Genomic DNA, 24,892 nt, shown 5'->3' on the forward strand with positions numbered 1-24,892 from the left:
CAGACAATGTTTGGAATCAAACCATGCCGCTCCATTAAAGTTAGGGCGAATTTTTCTACCAGAGCGTCTAATCGTATTTAGTCTTTCAACTCTTTCAGCCTCTTCATGGCGTTCTGATTTCCGGGATTCAATTTCAGCGATCGCTCAAAACTCACAATGGCATTTTTTGTGTCCTTGTTATACAAGTAAGCTTCAGCCAGGCTATCGTACAAATTAGCCGAATCCGGGTAAATATGAAGTGCCAATAAAAACACATTGATGCCTTGCTCAATTCGCATGGGATCAAACGACAGTTTTAGACCGAGGGTATTCAGCATGCCCTCCTTCAATTGCAGATCGGGATGCGTGGCCAATGACCTTTTGTACAAGGGGATCAGGTCCTTATAGTTTTGAGCCAATGCCAAGTCGTTGAAAGCTCGGTGATCAAATTTGGGAAGGTTGGATTTCTTCGTCTTCTGATCGATCAAGCTAGCTTTGAAACCGTTATCCTCGGGTTTTCTTTCAACGAAGCGTACGGCTTTGACATCATCCTTCAGGACCGCATTCAAAAACTGCAGCGTATATTGGGAAAGTGCCCGATAGGAAGCCATAATAGCTGCATCACTTTTATCCTGTCGCATATCCCGATTGCCAAATAACACCCCATAGGAGCTAAAGTAACTGTGAGAAAGATCGTTGAAGCGATAGCTGTAGACATCGCTATTGTTTAGCGAGTCGTAAAGTTGAAAACGATAGTTCAATTCGGTTGGGATCTTATCTTCTTTCATGACGGCATCGGGTATCAGTTTCTGGGCGAAGTGGATATAGGGAATAGTTAATCGGTCGGTGTCGAAAAAAGCAGATCGCTCCAGCACGTCATAGCGGTAACGTTCCGTTCCATCCAGGCTTACCAGAGCTTTGATATGTTGATTTTTCATCGCTGTGATCATATTGGCCAATCCTCCGAAGCTAAAGCCCATAAGCGCGATCTTGTCCATATCCACATTGGAGAATTTGTGCAGTTGTCCCAAGAGGTATTCCACATCCCGGGCTTGCGTTTCCATATCTTTTGGGATCCCACCTTCTAGCTGTCTTGTCTCTGTACCTCTGGAAGGGCTGGATATAACAACATATCCCTCACTCGCTAAATATTCAAAGAGGGCAAAATTCTCTATGGAAGATGCCTGAAAGCTGGACGCATAGACAATCACGGGGAATTTTTGGTCAATTGCCTTTGCCTCTGGAACGGCCTTGGTTTTTTCAGGTAAATGTGCCCTGTTCTCTGGGGTATTCCATAAGTAATGAAACCAATCCAGTAGAAATTCATTGGGGAGATTCTCCCATTCTTCCTCTTCTTTAAGAACCTCCAAGTAATCCAGGATCGTAAGCGATTCGGAGGTGATCTCCTTAGCTCGAGCTGGGTACCATACACTAATTGGAATTGGCCGGTATATGAAGTGATTATTCGCTTCATTACCGATGCGGTAAGTTCTGGTACTGTCCGTTGCAGTGTAGTGCCTGAATCCAACTTGATACTGACCGCCGGTCAAGTTTAGTTCCTTAAAAGAGGTCTGTCCCTGCATGGCACATAATTGAAAGAAACTCAGAAGAAGTAAAAGGGAAATTCGCATGGTGTAAGAAGTGTCGTCAATTGTAAATACTCATAAGTTCAGAAATTGTTACAGTTTCTGCTTGACTCAAGGGTAATTAATTTCTCTTGGTCCATGGAATTTGTTCTGATAGCTCAGGGAAATGTAACGTCTACTAGTTTGTTTATACAAATCTTAAATCGAAAGAATTTCGAGTCGCCTAAGGCTCGCATAGAACTATCGCTGATCCTATGGATCAATTCCTCGACGAAGGAGAAAATCACCTTGGACTAGGGTCAGTTTGATGAAACACTACTCTTGGATATACTCCAATTTAACCAGAAACGCATCCGTTAGCTCGGCCACTTCTGCCCGGGCAACAGGGTCCGTAAAGAAATGCCCAATCCCTTCAAAGATTTTGTACTCAAAATCATTGCCCATTTGTTCCATCTTGTCCCGGTAAGCTGTAAACTCATTGATGGGTGCCAGGTGATCCCTGGTGCCGTGAAATGAAATGGAAGGTGGTAGGTTTGGCTTGACGTTATGGTGGGTGGATATGCTCTCAGCGTCGCCATTGGACTGCCTTCTAAAAAAGTTACTCTTGGTCGTATCATAGGAAGCAGAATGGGTGATGTAAGCATTGGGGATGGAGTTAAAACCGGATGGATCTTCTATTGTCCACTGGTCAAGAATAGCTGTAGAAGCGGCAATGTGACCTCCCGCAGAGAATCCTGCTGAAATGACTTTATCTGGATCAATCCCCAAGTTCTTAGCTTCTTTTCGCAGCCACACTATGGCCGAATTGGCATCTTGTACACAGTCTATGATGTTGGATCCGTGAATATCGATCAGTCGGTACTCAAAAGACACGGCAACCATCCCTTTCTTGCTGTACCGCTTGCAATTGGTATAGCCCCATTCTGGGATGCCTGTTGCCCATCCACCCCCATGAAAGAATGCATAGACCGGTCGCATGTCTGCCGATTTATGACCTTCCGGATAGAAGATATGGGCCTCTAATTGGATGTCGTTCACATTCCGGTAAATCACTATAGTATCGGGCTCTGATCTTCTTTGTTGGGCCTCGTCATACATCTTCAGCAGCTCTTCTTTAAGCTCAGAGTCTTTGCTGCTGTCCTTGTAATTGGTCATAATATCACCCAAATAGGATATGCCATAGTTGCCTATGCTTTTTCGCAGGTGTTCATAGGTCAAATAATCCTTGATATCCTGCTTGGCATCCAAGCCTTGAATGGCCCAGTATTTGGGTTTAATTTTTTGAATACCCGCATCGTAAAAATTGCGGAACCGCAGATCTCCGGCAGACATGATATCGGCATAACGATCCAGGAACAGCACATAGTTATTGAGCTTTAAGAATTCAGGATCATCAAAACTTCCGGTAGTGATCTGGTCGTAAAAGGATTGATCGATCTGTATGGTGTCTCCCGTATACATTTCGTGTACAGCAGGGTAGATGATCTTGTAGAATTTTGAACGGTACTCGATCTCTTTGAGGATCTTTTGCTGGTATTCCTGAGGCAATTCGTTGGAAGCTTTAAAACGGTCGTTCATACTAAGGTATGCGGACCTTAAAGAATCGATATTAGCATTGTATCTGCCCAGGGTATCCGCAAAGAATACCCGTTGGTTGCTGACGATGTAATTTTCGATCTTGTCCACCTCAGCATTCATGGCATTGAGGTGGTTGTTTTGATCCGAATTGGTTCCGGAAAAGACTGTATTAGCTGTCAGATCGATGTGGATGGAATCCCCGGGACTAGCAATAAATTCTACCTTTTGATCTTGATGTTCAAACGAATAAAGCCGGGCTTGGTCCAGGGATACCTTGAGATGGAATGTGCCGTCTTCTTGTAAAGTAATGATAGAATCCCGGCTATCGGTCTGACCGGACCAGCTCTCTGCCAGGGAGATTGAACCATGTCTCAGATTGACTGTATTGGACCAGCCAGGCGATGTTTTACCTGTAATTACGAAAGTAGGGGACTGCTGTTCATGGTTACAGGAAAAAAAGACAACAGCAAATAATAGGATGATGATTGATGACGGGACCTTCATGTCGTTAATTAGTTGATGGTTGGATTTAACTAAAGACAAATGAGGGGAGTGTGTGTTACAGTTTTATTGAGGGGATATCGAGATTTACATTTTTTACTCCCGTAAGATCTTCTCCATTTTTCGGCCTTTGGCCAGTTCGTCGATAAGCTTTTCCATGCGCCGACAATCCCGGTATAAAGCGAACTCTTCCGGTATTTCCTCGATGCGATAGCCGCAGACCACCCCTTTGATCATATGGGCATTCTCATGGAGTGTTGCTCCCTCAAAAAAGTCCCCGAAGCTTCCATTTCCCGAAATATAGCCGTCTAATTTGGCTTGATCATATCCGGTCAACCACAATATGGCCTGGTCCAATTCTTCCTTGGTACGACCGTTTTTTTCTATCCTGCTGAGGTAGTGTGGGTAAATGGATCCGAAATTCATACTGGCGATCCGATTATTCTTTGCTGCTGTTACTTCTGGCATGGCTAGGTATTTAATAGGTATTCAACGAAGTTGTCCCTGTAAGTCCCTACAAGTTAGAGAATTCTTCTGGGATTCGCTCGTGAAGTACAGGTATACAAGACCGGGATTCTTTAGAGTCCCTTCTTCATGGCAATAAACTCAAAACTCTCCTTACCAATTTGGAAGTCGTGATCGCCAACTTTCTCAAAGCCATTTCTCTTGTAAAAGTTGATCGCCCGCTCATTGCTGCCCAATACGGAAAGCCAAATTGCATTAAAGTTTAGTTCCTTGGCCTTATCCAATAGAACGGTTTGCAATTGAAATCCAATCTTCATGGACAAAAAGTCCTTTAGCACATATATCTTTTGAAGTTGGCAGATGTTGTCGGAGTTAATGAATTGCGATCTGGAATTCAACTTAAGTTTGGCGTAGCCAACAGGTAAACGGTTTACAAAGGCAATCCAGAAGACATTTTCGGGCTTGGCAATTCCTGTCTCGATCTTTTCAACAGAAAATGTAGCATCGTAGTAATTCAGCAAGTCTTGTTTATCCCTAAAAAAATGCCCAAAGGTTTCTGTAAATGTAATCCTCCCCAGCAACGCAATGAACTGGGCATCTTCTTTTTTCGCTAATCTGATCTCTATAGTGTCCATATATCGTATAACTGTGGTCATATAATTGAGCTGACGGCTAAAATCTTAGAGCCTATCTTTCCGCAATTTCCTTGAGTTTATTCAACGCCTTAGCCCAGGTAGTACTCAGAGAATCCACATATTCCGCTGTGGTTTCACTATCTACTGTTACCGTAGTCATCCCATCCTGCTCGCTCAATGAATAGTTCTCCAATAAGCCGGTCCATTCTTCCACCATGGGGCCTTCCGTAATTTCATTGTCACCGTCCAACATCCCATAATGCCTGATGGAAATAAATTTGAAAGGGATGTTCTCTATAATTTCAGAAACCATACCCATCTTCTTGCCGCTATCATCAAACCCTACAAAGTATATCTTCGAGCCCTTTTCCCAGCTTCCCTCATAGGTTGAGGTCGGATTAAAAACGGACGTCCAATCCTCGTATGTTTTGATATTCTCTAACCCCAGCATGGTGATGAAGACCTTCTTGGCCGATGCCCTTATCTCTTTTTTAAACTGTATTTTCTCCATGGGTTTATGGTTATATTCATTTTTGATGAATCAAGAATCCGTCCAGAACGAAAGCTCGCTAATTCATTACTGTTGTTCGCTTTTAAACATTAACAATAGCTTCAACTGCTTTTTTTGCCGAATGTGCGCTGTATGTAGAGAAATCCAATCTTCTCCTTCATTACTAGCGCTAAGTTGTTCGAATTCAATAACAGCGATTCAATTTTTCCCAAAAGCCTTTTTAAGTTCCTTATAAATGGCCCAAAGCAGGAACAACCATACTAACCATGCCAGTATACTCAATATTTGCCAAAGCAAGGGGTACACATGATCTTGCTGAAAACTGTCAGCTGTTATAGAATACCCTTTAATTGCCCAGAAGAAAGCGCCAACATACTTAATGGCTTTGAATTGCTCGTGATAATATTTACCGTACATGAAGTTGGATTTAGTTGGATGCTATGCAATAAAGGATCGGTCCAATAATTGTGGCTTTCTCATTAAATTTTGGTATTTCTGTCAATCGCTGGAAATGAACTCTGCTAAAACTGAATTGGAAGTCCTACACCAACAATTCCGCACGTCCTGATAAACTCTTCTCTGGTCATGAGTGTTCAATTTAAGAAAAGATGGTGGGGTTTTTTATACGGGCGGTTGTCAAAGGACACCTACAGGTAATTGAAGTATAGCTCAATTAAAACACCTAGGATAACACTCAATATAGCTGCTGTACGAGACAAACGCTTTAATTGAAAGGTGTTGGCAAAAGCGAACCACAGACAGAATAACCCACAGACGGATAAAATGATGGTTCCGTACAAGGGCACTATGCTGTTGAATAGACCTATTTGATCAAATAGCGGATCTAGCAGAGCGGTAAACCCAAAAAGGGCTAAGGCGAAATTTGTTTTTTTGTCCCCGATAAAGAGGTAATACCCTGCAAAAAGGAGCTCCAAACTTATGGCTAAAGGGCCGAATTGGTTGTAGTACGCTCTTTTGAAATAATCTCCAAACCCTTGAGGGAATTCAATCCTCAAAAAAAAGGCAACACTTAAAGCAACCCCGACGAGTAACAGTAATAATGAAGTGATTTTTCTTTTTTTCATAAGGTGTTTGGATTGTCCTCTCACCCTACTTTTCATTTTTATAAAGTTCGATGGCCTTCAAGTATTGCATCCCCATACTTTCGTTTTGACCATTTAAGAACCCACTTAATTTCGGGTGATTATTGTCGATCCAGTTGATGAGGTCCTCTCTGTTCTTTAACCAGAGTTCGTCATTAAAGACCACATTGCTTCTTTCAATGTTTACAATTTTACCTCCGTCAAAATGGATGATGGCATTCCAGACCGTTGGCCCTTCATGCAATAGGCTGATTCGCTTATCGATCTTGGAGACCTGGGCCTTGACGGTTTGGTCTTCTTGCTCCATCTCCACGACGGTGTAAGTTGGGCCAAATACTTCGTCCCATTTCATCCACTCTTCAATGTACTGCTTCTTTGAAAAGGTCTGCACATAGTCGTAATCCGTCTCTGCCGTTCGCAGGCTGTCGGTTAACAGCTCGCTCATTTTAGCAGAATCTGAATCATTAAGGGCTTGGTAATAGTCATTGGCAATCTGAAGTTGGTCAACTTCCTCGGTAGCGGATTTGCAGGAGATCAGTCCGGTAGATAGGATCAAAAACGGGATTACAATATTACGCATTGGATTTTTTGGCAAAAGGCTATGTTACATCAGTTGTAGAGAAGATAACACACTATACTATCAGTAAGCAATATACTTGTTTAAATACAAAAGCGGTTTGAGGAAGTTCCCAAACCGCTATAGCTTATCTACCGTCTTAGTATACGTTCAATCGGCACTTCCAACCATTGGCTTACGTATCCTAGTTATTCCAATCCATAAAAACCATACCATTTGTCCAAGCCCAAATACCTCCGTAAATAATGAAGGCAAGGATATAAATAAGCCCCTCAAGAATGGCACAAGCTCCACCTATATCTTATAATTTTTTTTCATTCATATTTTCTGATCTATTAGGTGGAAGACGATTCAAAATATGTTTTGTAACCTGATTCTGTCAGATGTTAACTAGCCATTGTTCTTATTCGGTATTGGCGTAGTTTTATTTTTCTGCTTTAGTTGGATTAGTTGTGAAGATGTAGGCAAATACTATCACAAGAATCTAGGACACTAGGGTAAGCGAAATAAAAATTTCCAAATGCGCTATTTGGCATATTTATCATTGTGAACGGTGGAGTTTAATTTCTTTAATAATTCGGGATTAGAAGGCCTTATTTCTTCAGAATTAATAATTCTACCTGCTTGATCTAATAGAATAAATCGTGGTAAAGCACCAATGTCATAAAATTTTACAAAATCTGAATCTGCGCCAGAATAAAGCTGTATTCCTTCCATAGAATTCTTAGTGACGTACCTCTTCCACTTGTCAAATTCGCTATCCGTGCTTACGGAAATAATTTGAAAGTCATCATTATCAGAAAAATAATCGTCTAACTGTTCCAAATAAGTATGCTCTACTTTACAAGGTTTACACCAGGTAGCCCAGACATCTATGTAAATATATTTTCCTTTAAAATCTCTCAAGGACTTTTCGCGATTGTTTACGTCTTTGAAAAAGAAGTTATTTCCAATTTCACCAATTAGTGATTGCTTGTATTGGTGTTTGATGTTCTTTTGTATTAGAATTTCAGCGAACTTGTTGAATTTTCGGTCGACATAAGTACTCAGGCTATCAACTATATCGAGTGCTTTCCCTTTCTCATGTATTAATTTACTCCTTTCATCAATTGATATTTCTAAATCCTCTTGTTCTATTCCATTGCGAACCATTTCGGATAATTGGTTTTGATGTTTTTTGGAATAGGCCAAGAAATTATTGGGTAATTTAAAGTTGCCAGAATAACTTATTGACTCGAAAAGTTGATTTTCATCAATTGATAGAGATATTTTACTATTTGGGGAGATTAATAATTCTCCCATTTCTCCTTGGTTGCCAGATATAAACGAATAAATCTGATAGCGTTTTGTCTGGAGGATATTCAAGGTGTCAATCACCGAATTTGATTCTGTGAATCGAATAATCGATTTTACCTCCCAGGATTCATCTTTATCGTAGATAATTAAGCTGTCTAAAAATTGCTGGTTGGCAATATTTACCTCTAGAACAGAAAAAGGATTTTCTCTTTCCTCTTCACAACCTAAAATCAAGGTCGATAACAGAAATATAAAAAGTGATGTTTTTAAAACGTTAGTGAGCATGATTACTACTGTTTTATTGCTTATGAGGCGTTGGAACTCTATGGTTAGGCCAGCTATGCCTTGCATACATTGTTAGCCACTGTTTTTATTGGTTTTTGAAATGCAACATGATATTCATTATTTCAACATTTGTAGCTTCAATTACGTCATACAAGTTAGGAGTGCCTTTAGAATTAATTAATGGGTTAATCTCTGGCGCCGGCTTAATCGTCATCCAGAAGGGTAACTAACTCAATTTTTTCCTGTTTTCCTCGAAGACTAATGTTGCCAATAGACTTGACTTTTTTATCCAAAAAATTGAGATCTATGAGTGATATTAAATTTCTGGATACCAGAAGATCAGTCTTCATTTCATTGCAAAGTGATTGAATCCGCGATGCGGTATTTAAAACATCTCCAGAGTACACAATTTCTCTTTTTACTATTCCCATTTCACCTGTAATTACAGGTCCAAAATGTAATCCAGCTTTAAACACAGGCTGTGTTCCGTAGGTGTCATTAAAGTAATCCGATTTATCTTTCAGTAGCCCTGTCATTTTATAATAGCAGCTGATACAATTGGCCCTGTTGACACCATTTTTTGTTATCCAACTTATCACGATTTCATCACCAACATATTGATAAATTTCTCCGTGGGCAGATAGTATTCCTGGTGTTGCAATACTAAATGTGTCATTTAAAAAATTAAAATACCGCTCCTCCCCGAGCTCTTCAGCAATTGTTGTGGATGATTTTAAATCCATAAACATGAAGACACGCTCTTCACGTTTTGGCCTAAAGTATTTTCCTTTTAAAAAATTGACAAAGGTTATTGGTCCAAATTTATCTCTAATAAATAGAGATAAAATGGTTAAAAACGTAATGACGAACCAAAATATATAATTGGATAGTAGTGTTAAATTAAGCGTGTTCTCCAGGACTGTTTTTACTACACTGTTATCAACTAATTCACTGGAATTATTGACTATTTTCCACATGTAATCCAATGGATAGAATATAAAAAAACTAAAGAGTAGAAGAGTAAAATAAAAAACATAGCCTTTAGATAGGCCATTTTTCTGAGCCATCGTTCCCATATAAAAACTAAACTGGATCCAACAATTAATCCTGCAGGAACAATTATTACCAAGCTAGCCAAAATACCATCACTGAATTTTAATGTGTGTTCTTGACCTTCCGTATGAATTATGCTGGCATAGGTCTCAAAAAAGCGAAATAATGATATTAATGACCAAACTAAGGTTATCCATAGAACGGTTATTATTTTACCTCTAATCCTGTAATGAGAGAATTTTTGTCTTAGGCTTGGAAATAAATTCATTAATGTTACTGCTTACTATAATAAATAAATTGCCAGTCCATAATATATTGATTTTAAGACGATTTTTACGGTATTATTCTATTGTTTGATGCTGCTCTTTAATTAATTACAGTCAGCGATATTTTCTAACCCTTGAATTCTAGGGTTCTTTTAATTCAGTATTGTTTCTGTTATTTAAGTTGATTAGCGTAATAATGTATATCACTACGATTGCAAATGGAATAGCTAAAAACCTGAATTCGGGCAGGAGATACCAAAGGGTCAAAACTGAAACGATCCTTATCAATGAGTGAAAAGTTCCACCCAGAAGTTTTATGATCCATGAAAATTACAACCACATAAACCGGTTAGAATTCTTACAGTCATTGGAAGGGAAGAATAGTCAGCTCGGAAAAATGGGACTGCAATTGAATAAACGAGAATTGCTTAAAAGTAAAAAGAAAAAGAGTGTCGTATTCGTTTTTTGGTCTGCTTTTATTTAGGAAATTTTCACCCTTAAATTTTGAAATAAATAGGCCCAGATAAACAATACCAACCGTTCCGATAAAATTTCACCAAACTTTTATAAGGTCTCAAATGATTCCGTTAAATCCGATAAGAGTACAAATAATCAAACTAGCTAATGGAGTTGCAAGAAATTTTTGATTGATTCAATTCATTGCTGTTCAAGGGTGCTGCTCTTTATTTTCGCCCTGCTTTATTTCTCTATCCATTTAATGGAAGTTTCCGACATTTTTTTGTAATCATGTCCTGTGTTTTTAACGGTATCAATTGCCCAATTGAATACCCAGTTTTTTTGCTCACTAAGCTTCTTGTTTGTTATAAAAAAATTAGTTCCCCGTTCAAGTCTGTGCACTCCCTGTTCCATTGCCAATTCAGTTGTTCTAAAAGTTCCTAAACTTGGGTCATTGTCCTGTTCGCCTAATAGAATAATCAATCTCTTTTTGTGTCCTGCTTTGACGTGGGTGTCTAGTTTGATGTCCACTTTTTTCAATCCATAAGGAAATGCCAAATTTTCTTCAGGCAGGGTGTAAAATCCGGCATTTGCGGCAATGGCTGTTCCTATCCGTGATTCCGGCATTAACATTACCATCCGATGAACAAATTGTCCGCCAGCAGAATGTCCAAAAATGTCATACTGTTCGTTAGTGATTTTGTTAACTGATTTAATATGGTCAAAAATGTTCTCAACTACTGTGTATGCCCATTCGCTTTTTGGATTTTTACTTCCAAAAAAGGTAAATAAATTGCCCTCCTGATAGTCGTTCGTTGTGTAAGTTGAGAACTTATTTTCGAATTCAGGCGCAACTATTAGAAGGTTGTTTTCATCAGCTAGCTCAACCCAAGTGTTTAGATAGTCATATGCATTTCGTCCACCCCCGTGCATAACGAAAACTATTTTGTCTTTTTCATTCCAACTTTCAGGTTTATAAGTCCATACCTTAATTGATTTTCTCTCACTATTTTTATAAGCGTATATAACAAAAGAGTCTATTCCATTGTTTGTTTTTTTAATTTCTGTTATTTCAGGTCCTTTTGGAAGCACATAGAGGTATATGTAAGCTGCGGCTGAAATAAATATGAGAATAGAGAAAGTATATAGAAATCCCTTTTTTAATGTCCTAAAAACTTTGTTCATTTTTAATCTTGAAATTTAGGTTCAATTTAACCCTAACGGCCCTGGCTATGATTTCGCATTGATACGAGCGAAGCGAACTGCCTTAGGCAAATATAGTCACGCAAGCTTTTCGTTATTCTTTATTTAGAGCTTCAATTCGCTCTTTGTAGTAATCGTCACCACTTATTTCATAGGCCTGGTTTAAATATTTCAAGGCATTCTCTTTGTCGTTTTGAGATTCGTAATACTCAGCCATCGAGTCATACGTATTTGCACTTGTTGGATTGTACTTAATATTCATTTCAAAAAACATGAACGCCTTCTCCGGTTGTCCCATTTGCATATTCATGTAGCCATAGCCATTTAACATTTCGTCTATCATGGGTGCAGTGGGGACACCAAAATGCTGGGTATAGATTTGTTCCTGCTCCTTCAATAGCTCAACCAATTCTTCTACTGTCGTTTCTGGGTTATTATACTTTTGAGGGGATTTAAACTGGTACCACTTAAAAAGAAAGACCAATCCATCTCTCATCGTAGGGAGCGGGACGGTACCATGCAGATCTTCAGGATAAACCTTCCAGGAGAAATTTAGTCCACTCTGTTTTTGAGATTCGGCAAAAGTTGAAAAGTCGATGATGGAACGGGCAAACAAGGTAAACTCTGAAGAGTCGTCCATGATATTCTCCATGGTTATATCTTCATCCCACATATGTAGCTGCTCTGCTGCTAAAGAAACGAAAAGGGATTTGCCTTTGTAACTTTCTGAACTCAGCTTTTCTTTTGCCTCCATCAACAATTTTTGGTCATCCCAATCCAAACTTGGGTCTATGGCTATATAATTTTGAAAGAGATGTTGATGATTGACCAACATATGAACAGTAAACAAACCGGCATAAGAATGGCCAATCAAAGTTCGGTAAGAAGTGGCGGGATATTTACTGTCTATGTATGGGATTAGTTCTTTTTCGATGAATTGGGTAAAGTTTTCGGCGCCGCCAGTATCTTGATCCATAGCCTGTCCGCGCCTCATTTTTATCTGTGAAGTAGTTAAGTCCCGCACTCTGTTGGTTCTGTTGGAAACCCCAACCAGGATCATATGAGGCAGATAATGTCCCCAATAATTATCATAAACTGCTTCTAAATTTTCTTTCAATGAAAATCCATCCAGCAAATAGACGACAGGATATTTTTCAGTACCATCTGGGTTGTAATTGTCTGGGTATTTAACCCAAAACTCACGAGATTCTTTCAGTACTTCAGAATATACGCTATCAATAATTTCCGTTTCAATTTCATTAGTTTGGGCTCTAATTACTTGAAGGGAAGACAAGAATGATCCAATTGTCAGGAGGAGGAAGAGGTGTTTTTTCATTTGAGTTTTTCCGATGTTGTTTGTTACTATAGGGTTGCACTTTATCAATTATCAGGCCAGAACAAGACAGCTGCAATCACCTAATCTTTCGGTTCGCCCAGGTAGCGGTCAAAGTATTCGATCAGCTTGCCAAACAGGTAGCGATCGTAATACCGCTCACGGCTCCATCCGTGGGTCGCTCCCGGTGCAAAGGCAAAGTCGAAATCCTTGCCCTGTTTAATGAGTTCTTCCGCTAACACGGCCGTCGTCTTAAATGGTACCACATGGTCCTGTATGCCGTGGATGAACAGTAGTTTATCCTCCAGATTGGCTGCATAGTTGAGCGCTTTTCTTTCAAAGATCTCCGGGTGGGTCTGCGGTCGACGAACTATCGCAACGTCGTCCGTGCCAAAGAATACGGGGTCAACAGCTGCTGCTGCAGCAACACCCACCTGGAATAAGCCCGGCTTCTTTAGCAGCGAATAAACCGAGAGTGTGCCACCGTAACTGCTGCCCCAGATGCCGATGCGATCAGGGTCAACATAATCCAGAGACTCCATATAGGCAACAGCACTGGCATAATCCTCGATGTCCTGGTCGGCAAAGCCCAGCAGGAATTCTTCACGGAATGCCTGGCCATAACCGTTGCTACCGCGCGAATCCACCTGCACGATAATATATCCCTTCTTGACCAACAGCTGCTGTACCAGGCTGTAGTTACCTGCCCAGCGGTTCCTTGCCGTATTCGAATACACGGGCCCAAACAGCACAGGATACTTCTTGCCAGGCTGCATATTGGTGGGTTTAAGAATACGGGCATGGAGGGTGTAGTCATCGACAAGACTCGGGAAACTAACGTAATCCGCAGCTGTCCAAGATCGCTCCGTGAAGGCGGGCAGGGGGGAGTTGGTTATTCGGGTAGGGTCACCACCCTCGCTGCTTTGTACATAAAGCTCTGGGGGTGAAGTATCGCTGCTATGTATAAATACCAAGTGCCGGCCATCCGGTGAGGGGTAGCCAACGTTGCGTCCTGCAAGGCGCGTCAGCTGCTCGGGCTCGCCACCGGACAATTTGAGGCGATACACATGTTGTTCGTATGGATTGACCCCATTACCTGCATAAAACAGAGCGTCACCGGCAATACTGGGAGAGGATAGCACATCGTAGGATGGATCTGTCAGGAGCTGCGGACGGTCTTTGGACGGTGAGTTATCGATGGTATAAAGGCCGTAGCGATCACCTAGATCGCTTAAGAAAACGACCTCATTTCCATCCGGATGCCAAGTGGATCCAAAGGATGTGTACATGCGGCTCTCTCGAACACCTCGCCAAATCTCTCGCAGTTGGCTTTCTCCGGGTGATAGGACGAACAACTTACGCTCAACTGCCGTGTCGGATGCGGTATCGACCAGCAGCGCACCATCCGGTGACCAGTTGAAGTCGATGACCTGGTTGGCGTCTGGGTCTGGCAAGTCGAGGTAGGTAAGCTTACCGCTTTCTACATCAAGCAGACCAACCCGGCGAATCTCGTTTGGATCGCCCGGGTAACCTCGGCGCACCTCGTTGGGATTGGTTTCGACGGCGAGGTAATCCGGGAACGGCACCTTTCGCATCTCGCGTCGGTCAACCTCGTGAAAGGCGATTGTCTTGCCATCAGGGGACCATTTGTAGGTTGGCCCACTCCAGATGCCCGGGCCTATTTCACGTTCCGGACGGCTGTATCGTCCCTTGGGTAGGCTGGAGAGACTGGCAATACCGATCTCGGTGAGCTGTCGATTCTTTTTGGAAGGGAAGTCAGCAAGCCACAAGTCACCATTCACTAAATACGCCGCTTGGTTACCGCTTGGAGATATCGACAGATGATGTGCGCCTGGCTGGACGGGCATAAACTGGAGATCGTCTCCTTGGGTCAGCGATGTCTGCCATAGGTCGTTCCCTCGCAGGCTGACAATTGTATTCGCATCGCTCCAGACCATGTCACGCACTGACCCAGATGCCGGATTGGAAATCAGGCGCAGCTGCTTCCCACCGCTTGTGGAAACCCAGAGGCCACGCCCGGGATTTCCCGGTTCACTCCAGGAAAAGGCGAAGTGCTCGCTGCTGGGAGCCCATACAGGCCTGGAAGGGGTAGTTCCCGTTAGTTTTGGTGAGGCGAAGAGGTCATCAAGAGTGAGCTCAGCTTGTTGTGCTGTTACTACCCGGGCATCACCATCAGTAAGCCTGTCACTACCCAAGTTTGCCAAAAAGAGATCTGTTGCATGTGATTGTTTTATGTTGTGTTTTCACTTGATCAGTTGTCCTTCCAACAACAACTCACTGACATGAGCAAAGTGAACTGGCACATCAACTCATCCGCAGAGTTATTCCGCTTATAAATCAACCATCAATTTTTACAAAGTACATGTCTAACTCTCCTTTTCCCTTGGCATGGATCTTTCCTCTATACTCACATTTGATGGCATGCTTGACAAGCTGATAAGTGGGATCTGAAATATTTATTCTACCTGGCTCTCCTGAAGACTCCATCCTGCTTGCCGTATTTATGGTATCTCCAAAAAGATCATAGTTGAATTTCTTCTTTCCAACAACTCCAGCTACTATAGGGCCGGAATGTATACCAACCCTCATATTCCATTTTAGCTCATGTTCCTTATTTCTCTTCTCCAGGTAGGATAACATTTTTTGTGCGGCTCTGATACAATTAATAGCATGCTCTGCCGTCTCCTCCTCAAGCCCGTATGCGGCAACATACGCATCACCAATTGTTTCAATTTTTTGAATACCAGTCTCCTCAACGATTTCATCGAATCGTCCAAAAATGTCATTGAGTTCATCGACCAGAGTAATGGCCGGGACGGATGCGACAAGCTCAGTAAACCCTTTAAAATCGGTCATAAGAATAGTTACATTCTTATGTCTTTTGGGAATCACGCTTCCCGTTTCTTTTAGTTCTTGAGCGATTTCTTTAGGTAGAATATTGAGTAAAAGACTGTCCGATTTCTTTTTTTCTTGAATTAATTCATTGGTCCGCTCCAGAACGGTTTCTTCCAACTTCACCTTTTCAGCAATGAGTTTTCGTTCTCTGTATTTACTAAAGCTCCTGAAGCCAAACAGAAAAATAAGCATATAGGATGCATAGGCCCAGAGTGTTCTATACCAAGGTGGTAGAACAGTAAATGAATACGTTAATGGTTCCGACCAAACCCCACTTGGACTTTGAGAACGCACGTAAAATGTATAATCTCCCTCAAAAATATTTCCGAAAGTCGCAGAGGTCTGGTTTGATGGAGGACTCCAAGAGTCGCTGTATCCTTCCAACTTAAATTGATAATTAACGAGTTTTGGATCAGCAGGCTCGATGGCACAAAATTCAATAGTCAAGTTGTTATGTGAATAAGGTAGTATCAAATTTTGCGGAATGGAATGAAAAGGGCTAACAGCATCAAATGCCAGGTCCTTGTATCTTGACCTTAACTCCGATCTTTCTTTGCTACTCAATGGTTTCCCATAAGTGGTGATCTCTTCAGAAATTGATGCATCCACTGTATAAGCTGAATCGATGTTAGATTTTTGAGCGGTCGTAACTAACTTTAAACTTCGCCAGGAAATATTTTCGTTATTGATCTTAACGGCAGTGAGCGTATTATTGGGCGGACGTTTATTTTTTGAAAGCTCTTTGTAATCCATACGGACTAAACCACTTTTTTCTGAGCCTGTTGCTATCCAGAGCACACCTTTTTTATCTAAATAGATACCCTGTTGTCCCCGATTGACATCTTTGATCTGATAACCAGTACTAGTGTTGTAAATTTCAAATACAGGTTTATACTTGGATAATTCACTATTTGAAAGTGTGTTATGCACCTCAATATGAAGACTTACTGAGTTATTTTGAAAGTCATTTTGTTCCGGGTTGCTGTCAAACCCCTTAAGCATTGCAATGCCGTTATTGGTTCCTATTACAATATGGCCTTCTTCAGATAAAGCCACTTGTGTGATGACATCATCGGGTAATCCATCTTGGATTGTAAATTGGTGGAAAGAATCTCCATCAAATCGGTACAAGCCCTTCCCGTAACTGCCTAACCAGAGATTCCCTTCTTTATCCTCAAGGATGGATTTAATGTCTACGTCACCTGGTCCGTTCTCGCCATAGTAGTTGATAAAGGAGTGACCATTATATCTGCTAATGCCACCTCCCGTACCAAACCAGAAATCTCCATTTTTATCTTTTGTTATACAATATACCTCATTGTTTACAAGCCCATTCCTATTCGAGAAATTAGTAAAAGACTTTCCGTCGAATATGCTTATTCCTTTAGACGTAGCGATATATAAGGAGCCGTTTGGGTTATGATAAATGAAATAAACCGTATCAGATGGCAATCCTTGATCCTTGGAAAATGTCGTAAATGATTCTCCATCAAATTTCACAAGTCCATTGCCAGGGGTATTGCCGTAAGTACCTAACCAGACATTACCTTTGTTGTCCGCTTCCATAGACCAAAACATGGAAGATGGCAGACCTTGTTGTCTTCCAAAATTTAAAAAATGAAAACCATCAAATCGGCTCAGGCCATTCGAGTTTCCGGCAAACCAGAGATAACCTTCGTCATCCTGAACAATACTACGAACACTTTTATCAATGATGCCCTGTTCTTGAGTGAAATTGATGATGGCATCTCCTGAATATTTGCTTATGCCTGCATCTGTTCCAAACCAAATATTGCCGCTAGAATCTTCGATAATATTATCTATTTCATTATTCTTCACTCCTTTTGAACTATTGATTGAAATGAAGTTTGACCCATCAAATTTAAGTACCCCTTCACCCCGGACCACAAGCCAAATATTGCTTTGGCTATCCATAAATATTACAGTGCTCTCATCCGGAGTGAATTTTTTATCGATAGGATAATAACTGAATTTCTGGTCAATAAGTTTCGCAAGGCCTAAAGGAGACCCTATCCAGATAGCTCCATCTGGGTCAACAATTATTTTTCTTATCGGTTTGTACAGTGGATCGATCTCATCGGTTATATGAGTAAACGTTTGCCCATCGTAAATACTCAATCCATTTTCAGTACCTATGAATAATTTACCCTGTTCATTCTGGGCCAATGCATAGGCGCTATCACCCGAAAGACCGTTATTTTTTGAATAAAGAGTATTGCCATCCTCAGTGTGATGGATAAGTCCATTTTCAAGGGCAAACCAAAAAGTTCTATCCTTGTCTTGTAGAATATCATATACTCTGCTTTGATTATACACAGTTGTAAAACCTGCACCATCGAATTTGGAAACGCCTTCTATGGTGCCTATCCATATATTCCCTTGGTGATCTTCTGTGATGGCAAAAATTTCATTACTTAACAGTCCTTGAGCTTTTGTATATCTGGTGAAATCTTTTCCGTTGTATTTGGTTAGACCGCCAACAAATGTTCCGAACCAAAGGTTGCCTTTTGAATCTGCAAATGAACAAGATGTTACGTCTACGGCCACACCTTCTTCGGTAGAATAATTTCGAAATACCGTCGAGAATTCTGCCTTGACCTCCATAGGAGGTTTTAGCTGGGTTTCTGGATACAATGGATGAAAATCAGGACTGCTGGATGAAACCGTTTTTGGAATTTCAATCTTCAATGGTTCAGGCCTGTTTTCTAGCCATATGGGTTTAGGTCGCAGACTGTCCGATAGATCAGCGAAGAGAATGGTGTCTGGTGAGACTATATTAACCTGAATGGATTGTTGTTTACCTGCAAGTTCAAACTCTTCATGGTCTTGCTTACATCCTGCAAGAGCGACAATTGCTAAAGTAGCGTACAGACAATACGATAGCTTTGAACGAAAAGAGAGGACATCCCTCATCATGCTTACTAATATAGTTTTTGTTTTGCTGGACATTTATGGTGCGTAGAATTTAAGCATTATACCAGAAAGCCTTAAACAAACTTTTTTATGCCCAACGATTGATTAAATGACCTTGAGACATTGTTGGCCATTCGGAATTTTTATTCCACAAATACAGTCTCTGTTTGATTTTTGGTTTCCTTCTTCAATATGTTATTTATAAACCGCTCAATTTCTTCGAGATACTTCGTGTAAATAATAATGTTTTCTTCAAAAACCTTCTTTAAGTATAATGGGCAATTTAGTGCCCTTTATACATTGTGAGCAAACGTTTTCCCTTTGGAATCGGTCCGAGGGTGTAAAGACTAAAGATTTATCCTTAATTCACTTTTTTAACGTAATCTGTGGCTTTATACCCTTCGACATTATTGCGTACTTCACCGATAGGGCCATAGTGACTCATGAGTATGTAAAACTATCCTTTTCTGTTTGTCTGAATTTTTATTAGGAATATCAGACACAACAAGCTGTCGGAGATGTTTAACTTTGGGTTTTAGTGATTAAGTTCTTCATCTAATAATTCTATCAGTAATTCAATTTGGTCAATTGTAAGTTGGTATGCATATTCCTTATCCGAACTAATAGAAATGGCCGACATAAAATAATTTTGAAAATCGATCCCAAAAAGTTTGTCTGAATCTCGAGTGGAAAGATCATAAAACTTGATGGATTTAAATATATCAGGCCCAAAGAAGCTAATTATCTCAAAATGAATTTCTTCAGTTCTATTTACAAGTATATAGGCCTCTTCTAGTTTCTGGATCTGCTCCAGAATAGCTGTATTTTTTAATAGTTTCGATTCTCCACTATTTAATAAATTTTGATAAATGGTACTGCTTCTGTTAAAATCAGAATATTTTGAGAGTTCAAATACTATTTTTCCGAGAGTATCAATTTTCTCTCGATCATTTTGTTCTATAATATTGGACGCATACCAATACTTTTCGATTAATTCTTTATTTTGAGTGGTGCAATGATTTAATGTGGTCATATCATTGACAACCTGTTGTTTGATATTTTCGTATACAGAAATTGCCGCTTTTTCTTCAGCACGCTTACTATTTCTGTCATTGAGATATAGGGCTATTAAAATACCTAAGACTACTAAGATAATTTCTCCAATTGCATATTTCAAGTACTTGCCTATTTTTCCTTCTCCTAGTGAGTTTTGTCTGTTTTTTCTAAAGAGTTTGATCATTGATTAGCTTTTGTTTATCATGAAGCACAACGTCTTGTATGTGAACCGTTTTAATGGCTTAAATCCCTTGCTGAAAATAGTGTTTTTATTTCCATTTTGAAGCTTATTACAAACCTCCAACCTAATGAATTTTGAAACTAAGTTGATTTCAATTTAATGACTTCAACAGGCTCCGATCTGCCTTTGAGTTGTATTGGACCAAGCGATTCAAAAGTGTAGTTTTCAATGTCCTTAAGATCATTAAGCACTTCTTTAGATAGAAGTAATTCCGATTTAAACTGCTTGTTCAACTGCTCGATTCGCGATGCTAATATGACCGTGTTTCCGGTCACGGAATATTGCCTTCTTTTAGCAGTACCCACATTTCCCGTTACGATTTCTCCTGTATGTAATCCAATACCAATTTTGGTATCAAGTAATTGACCAGATGAACATCGCTCCTCGAGCTCTTTGAGTATTTCCAAGGATGCATTAACTGCATTTTGGCTGTGATTTCCCGGGGAGGCTGGGGCTCCGAAGGATGCTAAAAATCCATCTCCCATAAACTGGTTGATGATGCCATTATGCTCGCTAATTATATCAATCATAAAACCAAAAACGTCATTTTGATATTGGTTAATTTCTGCAGCATCTCTTGTTTCAGAAAAGGGCGTAAAATTTCTGATATCCAGAAACATGATACAGGCACGCAATTTATTAGCTCCAGATTTGTAAGAATCGGATAATAGCTCTTTGGCTACTTCTGGAGAGACTTGCTGACTAAACAAGGTCATGGCTTTTTTCTTATTTTCTATTTCGAAGGCATTGCGCTCTTTTAAGTACCTGTTGGCTGTTTGCTTTTGTCGGTAACCATAATAAATGACACCAAGTAAAAGGATAAGTAATATGGCGCCTATGATCAATGCATCCTTGGTGTTTTCTGATTTTTCTAATTTTATTTTATCGATCGCTTGCTTTTTTGAGAATTCCAGGCTGTCCGCTAATAGTTCTTTTTTAAACTCCATTTGTTGAAGTTTTGTTGCGGTTTCTTTGAGATTAAGACTATCATCTAGAAGTCTTCTTTTTTCCAAATAAAATAAAGCTTCATTTACTTGGCGTGTCTTTTTAAAAGCATCATACAGACATTTACAAGCATCTCTTTGCGCCAAAAGATCATTGATAGATACAGCCAATTGGTATCCTTCTTGGCAGTTTTCTATGGATTTAGAGTAGTTGTCTTGGGCAAGATAAACCACTCCAATATTGATTTTGGACCGAGCCATGCCATTTTTGTCATTGACCGTGTTTTGAATGTTTAAGCTTTGAGTGTAATACTCCAATGCCCTTTTATGATCACCAAGATTATTGTAGACAAGTCCAATGAAGTTAAGGTCGTCCGCAATACCAGTTTTATTATCGAGTTGTTCATTAATGGCTTTGCTTTGTTTAAAATAGTCCAGAGCTTGATCGTAATCCCCTTGACTTTGTGATATACGTCCAAGATATTTGAAGATTTCAGATCGCCTGTACTGGTTGCCTTGGTCTTGATAAAAATTCAACGCGTCATTAAAATACTCCAGCGCTTTAATAGTATTACCTTGGTCAAAATAGATCGCTCCAATATTGATTTGAAAATCTGCAATACCACTTTGATCTCCCAACTGTTCGTTAATCCTTAGCCCCTTATTATAACAATTGATCGCTTTTGGGTAATTACCTTGAATGTTATAAATGAACCCAGAACCTGCAAGAGAATTAGCAATACCTTTTTGGTAATTAATCTGCTGGTTAATTTCGATGCTTTGATTGTAATACGTCAGTGCTTTTGTGTGATTGCCAGTTCTCCTGTAAATAATGGCCATATTGTGAAGCGTACTGGCAATATTTTTCTTATCGTTTTGTTTTTTATAAAGCTCTAAACCCTTTTCCTGAAATTCCATTGCTTTGGAATACTCACTTTTATTCTTATATACAATACCTTGAATGTTATAGCCAAAATTTTTGGCTTTTGGATATTTATTATCCTCCCCATATTTCACAAGATTTTTTGCTAAAACAAGGGCAGAATCTGGTTTCGAGTATAGATATCCTTCCCAGATATATTTATAGTAAGCTTTTGCACGAACCGAGTCTACTTGAACTTTATCTTGCCATATTGCGTACAATGAGTCGAGTCGGGTTTGCGCATTTGCGCTGATCCCTGAAGAATAAAATAGTACTATTAAAATGAGCCATTTAAGACTCACATAATAATTTGTGGTTTGAAATAATATCGGTATTCGAATTCGAATATCTAGTAGTTCGGTGGTCATGGTATTAAAGAGCTTTTTCTGCAATTTAATCTATGTGCATTCGACAAACAGAAGAAATTGTGATTTCAATTCAAATCGGCCAAAGTCACCATCGTGTTAAATTTGATTTCTCGTTTTATTCAATTTTTTAGTGGAGATTTTTAAGATTTATTGCCAATGGCTTGTGTTGTGGCTAGTACCGTTTTTATTTTTTCTTATCGTAAGTCAATATTTGAAGTCCGTCCGAAAAGGATTCTATGTCAGTTAACTTCCAACTTTCATTGGCAGTTGAAGAACCGAATAACTTCGTCCCACTTCCGAGTACAACAGGGTTCAATTTGAGTTTCAATTGGTCAATCAGACCGTTCTCCAATAACCAACCAGCAAACTGTCCGCCACCACACAGATAAATGTCAGTTTTTGCGTTTTGTCTAATTTCATTCACTCTATCAACACTTATTTCCTCGATTTTTACAGATTCAGAGAGGTTATCAATTTTTAATGAATTCGAAAAAATATGATGCCCCATCTTAGGATAGGCAGGTTGTCCTGGTTCAAGTCCGTATTGAAATCCAAATTCATAAGTTTTTCGTCCCATTATAACTGTTTCGAAATTCGCGAGATCTGATAGATATTTCTCAACTCCTTCACCTTGTAAAAAGAATTTACTTATATCGTCATTTTCTCCTGCGATATATCCGTCTAAGGAGCTCGCAACGTAATAAATTATCTTTTTCAAAAAGTTTGTTTCTTTGGTTGCCTGACTGTTTTGTGTATTCGTCACAACGGTTTGGCTATGACTTATTCGTGAAATGTCTATCCGATCACATGAATCTCGTAAACTCGATTTCGGCGGGCCACATGGCCTGGTAAACGTTTTCCGTTTGGAATCGGTCAGGCAGTGTAAAGACTAACGATTAATCTTTAATTCACTTTTTTAACGTAATCTGTGGCTTTATACCCTTCGACATTTTCCCGTACTTCATCGCTAGGGCCATAGTGGCGCATGAGTATGTTAAATTTTCCTGTAGTATTTCCTTCTCTGATGGGAATATTGTTGGGCATATCGTCACAACCAAATCGTACGGTAATAGTCCCATCCTCGTTGATCACAGGATCCATTTCGCTAGAAATATTAGCCACATCATTGAACATATAGCCATTGGCGTTATACACCGTTACAGACCAAAAGTATTTGTTTTGCGGATCGAGAAAAGTCATTTCATAGCACCCCTCGGTATCCATGAAACCGGAAGTTTGATAAATATTATCGACCACCATGGCACCACCCCAACCACCGGCAGCACCTATATAGTTCATATAAGTTGTTTGTCCGCTTTCTTTATTTCCAAAAGCTTTTGATTGGTCATAACCCTTCACAAATACTGCATTTCCTTCGGCTTCTAATTTTTTAAAGCTATCCAGATCCCATTCCTTCATAACGAAGGGATTGTTACTTACAGCTTCTATAGGGAGATTTTTTCGGGCATTGTCTTCGAGGGCCCTGACTATAACAAAAGCATGATCCGTTTTTGCTGTGATCTTATGCTTTCCCGGTCCATAGATCATAGGTTGTGTTTCGTGATTTTCATCAACAATCTGAATACTGACGTAACGCTCTGTCTCTGGTATAGTTATAAAAGCATCTTCTGATACATCAATAACTGCAGAAGAATAATAAGTATCCCTGTTCATTCTGACCACCAACTGTTCGTCCGGATTACTGCTCGGAGTAGGCATTTCGATAAATTTGTTTACTCCACCTGCTCTCTCTACGATCATACCCATACGCAAATTGCTGTAAGCGGTAGGGAAGTTTTCCTGAGTTACAATTATTGCCGTTGGCTCGTCATTAGTTGACTGATTTGAGTCTTTTTTCTCGGTAGAATTGCAGGAGATCAACGTTCCTAAAACCAGTGTTCCAATTAAAATGTGACTAAATAGTTTCATTTTTCTGTGTGTTATAATTCATGAATAGATTTTTGCAAACGTGTTCGTTTATGTTTCTTTAAGCAATCATGCGCAGTGATATTTCACGGTGAACATAAGCTGGCAAATTACAGCTGATTTCCTCTGAGGAATTGAGCTGTAATGAACTATGCATAGTGTTGTGCCTTGTGCTATTCGAGTTCAAGTTTCATTTGTTTTTCTTTCATTTACAATAACGAGGACTCCAAAAAATAGCTCAATGATTCCACCTGTGATCCCACCAATATGAAAAGGTTGGTTTGAAATCAAACAGTACATCCCGGCTATTGTTAAAAAAAGTCCCAAAATCCAATAGAGCTTCATTCCGTAAATGGATTGAAATACAAAATATCTTACGCCAATTATCATCAGCATAATTGGGAAAAACCACAGTTTTTGTGTCAGGAAAACTGAATAGGCTATGAAGAGACCAATAAACAATATTGCGGTACTTTCGATGGCCAACTTTGCGAGAGGATTATTATTTTGGTGTTTTCCACTTCTATTCAAGAGCTTTGCAGAAATTACTCCCAAAGGAAAAATTAGCATTCCACCTATAAAGAAGATCAAAATACTGGTTTCTCGGGTTAGATACATACCAGACAAACCCGAAATTAGCCAGATTAAACCTGAAGCTAGAATTCCTGTTCCTCCACCTAAATAGGCAATTCGCATATCTTTTTGAAATTCTTTAAAGTTCATATAATTTCAGTTTCAGTTAATTCTGTAATTGATCT

19 protein-coding genes are annotated in these 24,892 nt (G+C 39.8%); all 19 read right to left on the reverse strand.

What is annotated here, in order from left to right:
• Positions 1-77 precede the first annotated feature (77 nt).
• The 19 genes from BST85_RS13100 to BST85_RS13195 all read right to left on the reverse strand — a co-directional run bounded on the left by BST85_RS13100 (position 78) and on the right by BST85_RS13195 (position 24,857).
• Positions 78-1,610, reverse strand: a complete 1,533-nt coding sequence (locus BST85_RS13100) for a CocE/NonD family hydrolase (protein WP_104813671.1) — start codon at positions 1,608-1,610, stop codon at positions 78-80.
• Between the two features lie 270 nt (positions 1,611-1,880).
• Positions 1,881-3,647 carry an alpha/beta hydrolase gene (locus BST85_RS13105; protein WP_104813672.1) on the reverse strand — a complete coding sequence of 589 codons (1,767 nt, stop codon included), beginning with the start codon at positions 3,645-3,647 and terminating at the stop codon, positions 1,881-1,883.
• A 93-nt stretch (positions 3,648-3,740) separates the two neighbouring features.
• Complete coding sequence (locus BST85_RS13110) at positions 3,741-4,112, reverse strand: DUF2200 domain-containing protein (protein WP_104813673.1); 372 nt, start codon at positions 4,110-4,112, stop codon at positions 3,741-3,743.
• 110 nt (positions 4,113-4,222) lie between these two features.
• Positions 4,223-4,765 (reverse strand): GNAT family N-acetyltransferase, encoded by a 543-nt coding sequence (locus tag BST85_RS13115; RefSeq protein WP_104813674.1) that lies wholly within the window; start codon positions 4,763-4,765, stop codon positions 4,223-4,225.
• Between the two features lie 31 nt (positions 4,766-4,796).
• A complete protein-coding gene (locus BST85_RS13120) occupies positions 4,797-5,255 on the reverse strand; it encodes a tungsten formylmethanofuran dehydrogenase (RefSeq protein ID WP_104813675.1) in 459 nt (152 codons plus the stop codon).
• A 198-nt stretch (positions 5,256-5,453) separates the two neighbouring features.
• Positions 5,454-5,672: a hypothetical protein gene (locus BST85_RS13125; protein WP_104813676.1), complete on the reverse strand. Its 219-nt coding sequence runs from the start codon at positions 5,670-5,672 to the stop codon at positions 5,454-5,456.
• Between the two features lie 230 nt (positions 5,673-5,902).
• Positions 5,903-6,340, reverse strand: coding sequence for a hypothetical protein (locus tag BST85_RS13130; protein WP_104814016.1), 438 nt, complete (start codon positions 6,338-6,340; stop codon positions 5,903-5,905).
• Between the two features lie 25 nt (positions 6,341-6,365).
• Entirely contained in the window at positions 6,366-6,938 is a 573-nt protein-coding gene (locus BST85_RS13135) for a nuclear transport factor 2 family protein (RefSeq protein ID WP_104813677.1), read from the reverse strand.
• 522 nt (positions 6,939-7,460) lie between these two features.
• Complete coding sequence (locus tag BST85_RS13140) at positions 7,461-8,582, reverse strand: TlpA family protein disulfide reductase (RefSeq protein ID WP_104813678.1); 1,122 nt, start codon at positions 8,580-8,582, stop codon at positions 7,461-7,463.
• A gap of 137 nt (positions 8,583-8,719) precedes the next feature.
• Complete coding sequence (locus BST85_RS13145; RefSeq protein WP_181040025.1) at positions 8,720-9,583, reverse strand: adenylate/guanylate cyclase domain-containing protein; 864 nt, start codon at positions 9,581-9,583, stop codon at positions 8,720-8,722.
• Between the two features lie 951 nt (positions 9,584-10,534).
• Positions 10,535-11,476: an alpha/beta hydrolase family protein gene (locus tag BST85_RS13155; protein ID WP_104813680.1), complete on the reverse strand. Its 942-nt coding sequence runs from the start codon at positions 11,474-11,476 to the stop codon at positions 10,535-10,537.
• Between the two features lie 112 nt (positions 11,477-11,588).
• The gene (locus BST85_RS13160; protein WP_104813681.1) at positions 11,589-12,830 is read right to left on the reverse strand and encodes an alpha/beta hydrolase-fold protein; all 1,242 of its coding nucleotides are present in this window, start codon (positions 12,828-12,830) and stop codon (positions 11,589-11,591) included.
• Between the two features lie 80 nt (positions 12,831-12,910).
• Positions 12,911-15,052, reverse strand: coding sequence for a S9 family peptidase (locus BST85_RS13165; RefSeq protein ID WP_219842126.1), 2,142 nt, complete (start codon positions 15,050-15,052; stop codon positions 12,911-12,913).
• Between the two features lie 133 nt (positions 15,053-15,185).
• Positions 15,186-18,713, reverse strand: coding sequence for an adenylate/guanylate cyclase domain-containing protein (locus BST85_RS13170; RefSeq protein WP_104813682.1), 3,528 nt, complete (start codon positions 18,711-18,713; stop codon positions 15,186-15,188).
• A 499-nt stretch (positions 18,714-19,212) separates the two neighbouring features.
• Positions 19,213-19,917 (reverse strand): DUF6090 family protein, encoded by a 705-nt coding sequence (locus tag BST85_RS13175; RefSeq protein WP_104813683.1) that lies wholly within the window; start codon positions 19,915-19,917, stop codon positions 19,213-19,215.
• Between the two features lie 137 nt (positions 19,918-20,054).
• The gene (locus BST85_RS13180) at positions 20,055-22,208 is read right to left on the reverse strand and encodes a tetratricopeptide repeat protein (RefSeq protein WP_104813684.1); all 2,154 of its coding nucleotides are present in this window, start codon (positions 22,206-22,208) and stop codon (positions 20,055-20,057) included.
• A 184-nt stretch (positions 22,209-22,392) separates the two neighbouring features.
• Entirely contained in the window at positions 22,393-22,971 is a 579-nt protein-coding gene (locus BST85_RS13185) for a dihydrofolate reductase family protein (RefSeq protein WP_245917700.1), read from the reverse strand.
• Positions 22,972-23,111: 140 nt separating this feature from the next.
• Positions 23,112-24,137: a DUF1254 domain-containing protein gene (locus BST85_RS13190; protein WP_104813685.1), complete on the reverse strand. Its 1,026-nt coding sequence runs from the start codon at positions 24,135-24,137 to the stop codon at positions 23,112-23,114.
• A gap of 180 nt (positions 24,138-24,317) precedes the next feature.
• The gene (locus BST85_RS13195; protein WP_104813686.1) at positions 24,318-24,857 is read right to left on the reverse strand and encodes a DUF7010 family protein; all 540 of its coding nucleotides are present in this window, start codon (positions 24,855-24,857) and stop codon (positions 24,318-24,320) included.
• Between the last annotated feature and the right edge of the window lie 35 nt (positions 24,858-24,892).

The sequence above is a fragment of the Aureitalea marina genome (assembly GCF_002943755.1).
Classification (GTDB): domain Bacteria; phylum Bacteroidota; class Bacteroidia; order Flavobacteriales; family Flavobacteriaceae; genus Aureitalea; species Aureitalea marina.

Coding starts and splice junctions, on each gene's coding strand:
- BST85_RS13100 (WP_104813671.1), bottom strand. CDS start 1,610: ATGCGAATTTCCCTTTTACTTCTTCTGAGTTTCTTTCAATTATGTGCC.
- BST85_RS13105 (WP_104813672.1), bottom strand. CDS start 3,647: ATGAAGGTCCCGTCATCAATCATCATCCTATTATTTGCTGTTGTCTTT.
- BST85_RS13110 (WP_104813673.1), bottom strand. CDS start 4,112: ATGCCAGAAGTAACAGCAGCAAAGAATAATCGGATCGCCAGTATGAAT.
- BST85_RS13115 (WP_104813674.1), bottom strand. CDS start 4,765: ATGACCACAGTTATACGATATATGGACACTATAGAGATCAGATTAGCG.
- BST85_RS13120 (WP_104813675.1), bottom strand. CDS start 5,255: ATGGAGAAAATACAGTTTAAAAAAGAGATAAGGGCATCGGCCAAGAAG.
- BST85_RS13125 (WP_104813676.1), bottom strand. CDS start 5,672: ATGTACGGTAAATATTATCACGAGCAATTCAAAGCCATTAAGTATGTT.
- BST85_RS13130 (WP_104814016.1), bottom strand. CDS start 6,340: ATGAAAAAAAGAAAAATCACTTCATTATTACTGTTACTCGTCGGGGTT.
- BST85_RS13135 (WP_104813677.1), bottom strand. CDS start 6,938: ATGCGTAATATTGTAATCCCGTTTTTGATCCTATCTACCGGACTGATC.
- BST85_RS13140 (WP_104813678.1), bottom strand. CDS start 8,582: ATGCAAGGCATAGCTGGCCTAACCATAGAGTTCCAACGCCTCATAAGC.
- BST85_RS13145 (WP_181040025.1), bottom strand. CDS start 9,583: ATGGCTCAGAAAAATGGCCTATCTAAAGGCTATGTTTTTTATTTTACT.
- BST85_RS13155 (WP_104813680.1), bottom strand. CDS start 11,476: ATGAACAAAGTTTTTAGGACATTAAAAAAGGGATTTCTATATACTTTC.
- BST85_RS13160 (WP_104813681.1), bottom strand. CDS start 12,830: ATGAAAAAACACCTCTTCCTCCTCCTGACAATTGGATCATTCTTGTCT.
- BST85_RS13170 (WP_104813682.1), bottom strand. CDS start 18,713: ATGTCCAGCAAAACAAAAACTATATTAGTAAGCATGATGAGGGATGTC.
- BST85_RS13175 (WP_104813683.1), bottom strand. CDS start 19,917: ATGATCAAACTCTTTAGAAAAAACAGACAAAACTCACTAGGAGAAGGA.
- BST85_RS13180 (WP_104813684.1), bottom strand. CDS start 22,208: ATGACCACCGAACTACTAGATATTCGAATTCGAATACCGATATTATTT.
- BST85_RS13190 (WP_104813685.1), bottom strand. CDS start 24,137: ATGAAACTATTTAGTCACATTTTAATTGGAACACTGGTTTTAGGAACG.
- BST85_RS13195 (WP_104813686.1), bottom strand. CDS start 24,857: ATGAACTTTAAAGAATTTCAAAAAGATATGCGAATTGCCTATTTAGGT.